Source organism: Bradyrhizobium sp., assembly GCF_049581145.1.
GTDB lineage: Bacteria > Pseudomonadota > Alphaproteobacteria > Rhizobiales > Xanthobacteraceae > Bradyrhizobium.
The window spans coordinates 1-3264 of the sequence record NZ_JBAURI010000496.1 but is presented as its reverse complement, the minus strand read 5'-3'; the positions used below and the strand labels follow the sequence as shown (position 1 = coordinate 3264).

At 63.5% G+C, this 3264-nt stretch carries 4 protein-coding genes and 1 pseudogene; 3 read left to right on the top strand and 2 right to left on the bottom strand.

Annotated features, from left to right (window positions below):
- Positions 1-256 precede the first annotated feature (256 nt).
- Both WCB02_RS16515 and WCB02_RS16510 read left to right on the top strand, forming a co-directional pair.
- Positions 257-724, top strand: coding sequence for an IS1096 element passenger TnpR family protein (locus WCB02_RS16515; protein ID WP_423959568.1), 468 nt, complete (start codon positions 257-259; stop codon positions 722-724).
- A 191-nt stretch (positions 725-915) separates the two neighbouring features.
- Positions 916-1305, top strand: coding sequence for a RidA family protein (locus tag WCB02_RS16510; RefSeq protein ID WP_423959566.1), 390 nt, complete (start codon positions 916-918; stop codon positions 1303-1305).
- A gap of 6 nt (positions 1306-1311) precedes the next feature.
- On the opposite strand, the gene WCB02_RS16505 is transcribed toward WCB02_RS16510, so the two are convergent.
- Positions 1312-1746 carry a hypothetical protein gene (locus tag WCB02_RS16505; RefSeq protein WP_423959565.1) on the bottom strand — a complete coding sequence of 145 codons (435 nt, stop codon included), beginning with the start codon at positions 1744-1746 and terminating at the stop codon, positions 1312-1314.
- 425 nt (positions 1747-2171) lie between these two features.
- On the bottom strand, positions 2172-2396 hold the full coding sequence (locus WCB02_RS16500) for a DUF6429 family protein (RefSeq protein ID WP_423959563.1): 225 nt from the start codon (positions 2394-2396) through the stop codon (positions 2172-2174).
- Between the two features lie 79 nt (positions 2397-2475).
- Here WCB02_RS16500 and WCB02_RS16495 point away from each other — a divergent pair.
- Positions 2476-2978 (top strand): annotated as a pseudogene (locus WCB02_RS16495) (mismatch-specific DNA-glycosylase).
- Positions 2979-3264 lie beyond the last annotated feature (286 nt).

Here is a 3264-nt window from a genome sequence, read left to right as displayed (position 1 = left end):
GAGCAAGGGCGGGCGCGTAACCCACCATTGTCGCCAAGACATCGATGCCGAGCATCGCGACAAAAGCGGTGGGTTACGCTTCAGCCGCCGTTCCGGTGGCTGTCGCTAACTAACCCACCCTACGGTTCCTGCAAAATGATATGGCCGCCTCGCCCAGATTGTTCGCGCGCATCTAGCGCGCTCGCCAGATCTCCCTGGCCGCGATAGTCTTACCGCCAAACGGCTCGATCTGCGGCCCCTCCTCGGGAGATTGAAGATGGCGACAGGCGAGACCTTCATCCTTCGGGCCGCGTTGGACGGACGGAGGTCCATCTATCGCGACATCGAAATCGAGCCGTCCAAGTCGCTCGACCAGCTGGCCCAAGCCATCGTGAGCGCCTTCGGCTTCGATTTCGATCATGCTTTCGGCTTCTACAGCGGTTTGACCCGAGCCAAGATGATGCGCGTCGATCCGCGCTACGAGTTGTTCGTCGACATGGGCGAGGCCGATCCCGGCGTCTTGAGCGTCAAGAAGACCAAAGTGTCACAGGCGTTTCCCAAGCTCGGCCACACCCTGATTTTCCTGTTCGACTATGGCGACAACTGGCACTTCCGCGTCAGCCTGAAGGAGACCGCCACCAAACAGCCGAAGCTGCGATACCCGCGCGTCGTCACGGTCCGCGGCGATGCGCCGCCGCAATATCCTGATCCCGACGGGGAGAGCGACGAAGGCGGGGATGCATAGGGTGGGCAAAGCGCAGCGTGCCCACCCCTGCAGCAACGATCGGGGAGGGATGGTGGGCACGGCGCGAAGCGCGCGCCTTTGCCCACCCTACGCGGCGCACGATGTCCGGAGAGCTGTCATCTTGCCATCCACGCTTCACCAGCTCAGCGGCTTGACGCTATAACATTCCGCCTCACAGGAAGAGATGACCCATGGCCCCCATCACGCATTTCGCAGCGCCCGCCGGTCTGACCGTGCCGCCCCTATCATTCGCCACCCGCGTCGGCGATCTCTTGTTCGTCTCCGGCATTCCCGGCTTTGACGAGGCCGGCGGGCTGCCTGACAGCTTTGAGGCTCAGTTCGGCTTTGTCGTGAAAAATATCAAGCGCGTGCTCGACGAGGCCGGTGCGACGTTCCGCGATCTCGTCAAGGTCAACGTGCTGTTGACGCGCGCCGCCGATGTCGCCGTGATGAACGAGCTGTATGCGTCCGCGTTCGGGCCGCAGCCTTACCCGGCCCGTACCACCTGCGTGGTCCAGGCGCTGCCAAATCGAAAGATGCTGATCGAGATCGAATGCGTGGCGTCGCTCGCCAAGCGGTGACGGAGCTCACTGCTTCAAAGTGATCGCAAGCCCGCTCAGATCCAAATTCGCCATCACCCCGAGCTGCTTGCCGCTCAGTTCCAGGATCGCTCCGTTCGGGTTGGTCAGCACGATGCCGCGCACGCCGGCGCCGAACGCCACGCCGGCGCCCGCGGCGCCATAGATGCCGGCAACATCCGACGCCTGGCGTATGTTCCTGACCCGGCCCTGCAACGTCGTCTGCGACCCGCCAAAGACGAGGCCATAGTCCAGCCCGCCGGCGTTGAGCGCGTAGGTATGGCCATGAAACGTCAGCACGCCGGTGCCGGCAGAACCGCCAAAGATCCAGCCCGCCTTGAAGATGATGAGCGTCACGAGCCCCTCATCGGCCCGGGCGGCGGATGAACCTGTCAGCAGCGCAAGGGCGAGCAACGCGGCGCGAATGGCGGATGGCAATCGCATGGGGCCTTCTCCGGATGATGCCGTTGGATCGAATCGATCGACTAATCTAGCCCATGGGCGGTTCATCCGCCTGAGAATTGTAGCCTACGGCAATTCGGGAGCAAGCTGCGCTCATTTCCCGCATCTCATTTCCGCCTTCGCTCGTGCCGAGCCTCGGCGGCCACGAGTGCTTGCGGAGCACGATTTCGTCCGGCTCTTCCTCCGGCTGGCGCCATTCGAATTTCATACGGCATCGACATCCCCGCGTGGCGAAACGTCGTCCAGTTCGGCGTCGCGCGTCATGCCGGGAATTTCGGACAACGCGAGGGCCAGCGCAAGCGCGTAAGGTGGGCTAAGCGCAGCGTGCCCACCATCGCCGCCAAGACCTCGACACAGGGCAGCGATGGAAACGGCGGGTTACACGGCGCACGGTGTTGAGGGGGCTATCATTCCTCGAACATCGTCTCGAACAGTTTCTTCGCCTGTTCGAGTCCGTCCGGGGTGAACACGACGGACTTCGGCTTGGTCACCGGGTCATCGATCATGCCCTTGTCATGCAGGCGGTTGAGCGCGTCCCAATCGAAACCTTTCCAGGCCCGGTAGCCCTGGTGCAGGGTCAGATAAAGCAACGCCAGCACGGCGTCGTCGATCTTGTCGGTATTGACTGGCATCACATACCTCGTGCGGTCAAAAGGGAGTTATGCTCACCCCACCCAACCCGTTAACTCACCCCGTGTGCCCCGTTCAACAATGGACCGCCTGCCCGACCAGCTTCAGCACCACCTGCGCCTCGTCTTTGTCGGCACCGCGGCCGGGCAGCGATCGGCGGATCTCGGGCATTATTATGCGCATCCGGGCAACCGGTTCTGGCGCACCATCCACGCGGTCGGGCTGACGCCGCGCCGCTACCAGCCGCATGAATTCGCAGGCCTGCTCGCGCTCGGCATCGGCTTCACCGACATGTGCAAGCTGGGTGCGGGCATGGACCACACGGCGCTGAAGGCGGGTGTCGACGTTCCGGCATTTGTCGAGAAGATGCGGCACTATCGGCCGGCCACGATTGCCTTCACCAGCAAGAAGGCGGCGAGCTTGTTCTATGGCAGGCCAACGACAGGCATCGCGCTCGGCCGCCAACCGCCGCTGGATGACTTTGCGGTTCTCTTCGTGATGGCCTCGCCATCCGGCGCCGCATCGGGGCCTGGTCGCTGCAACCGTGGCAAGAACTGGCAGATTACGTCGGACGCGAGCGGTAGCCGCGCCCCGTCATTCCGGGACGCGCCCTCTTCGTCGCGCGCCCGGGATCCATAACCACCGGCCAGAGTTGTGTTGTCCACGCGTCGTCGCCGCGCCTGCCGAGATACGCCCGCCTGTGGTTATGGGTTCCGGGCTCGCTTCGCGCCCCGGAATGACAACTTGAAAGTCGTGCTCCGTCATTCCGGAATGTGCATGCGCCACGACGCGCTACCTCAGCGTGATCGCGAGCCCGCTCAGATCGGCGTTGGCCATCAGCCCGACCTGGCGGCCGGACAATTCCAGCAC

Coding starts and splice junctions, on each gene's coding strand:
- WCB02_RS16515 (WP_423959568.1), top strand. CDS start 257: ATGGCGACAGGCGAGACCTTCATCCTTCGGGCCGCGTTGGACGGACGG.
- WCB02_RS16510 (WP_423959566.1), top strand. CDS start 916: ATGGCCCCCATCACGCATTTCGCAGCGCCCGCCGGTCTGACCGTGCCG.
- WCB02_RS16505 (WP_423959565.1), bottom strand. CDS start 1,746: ATGCGATTGCCATCCGCCATTCGCGCCGCGTTGCTCGCCCTTGCGCTG.
- WCB02_RS16500 (WP_423959563.1), bottom strand. CDS start 2,396: ATGCCAGTCAATACCGACAAGATCGACGACGCCGTGCTGGCGTTGCTT.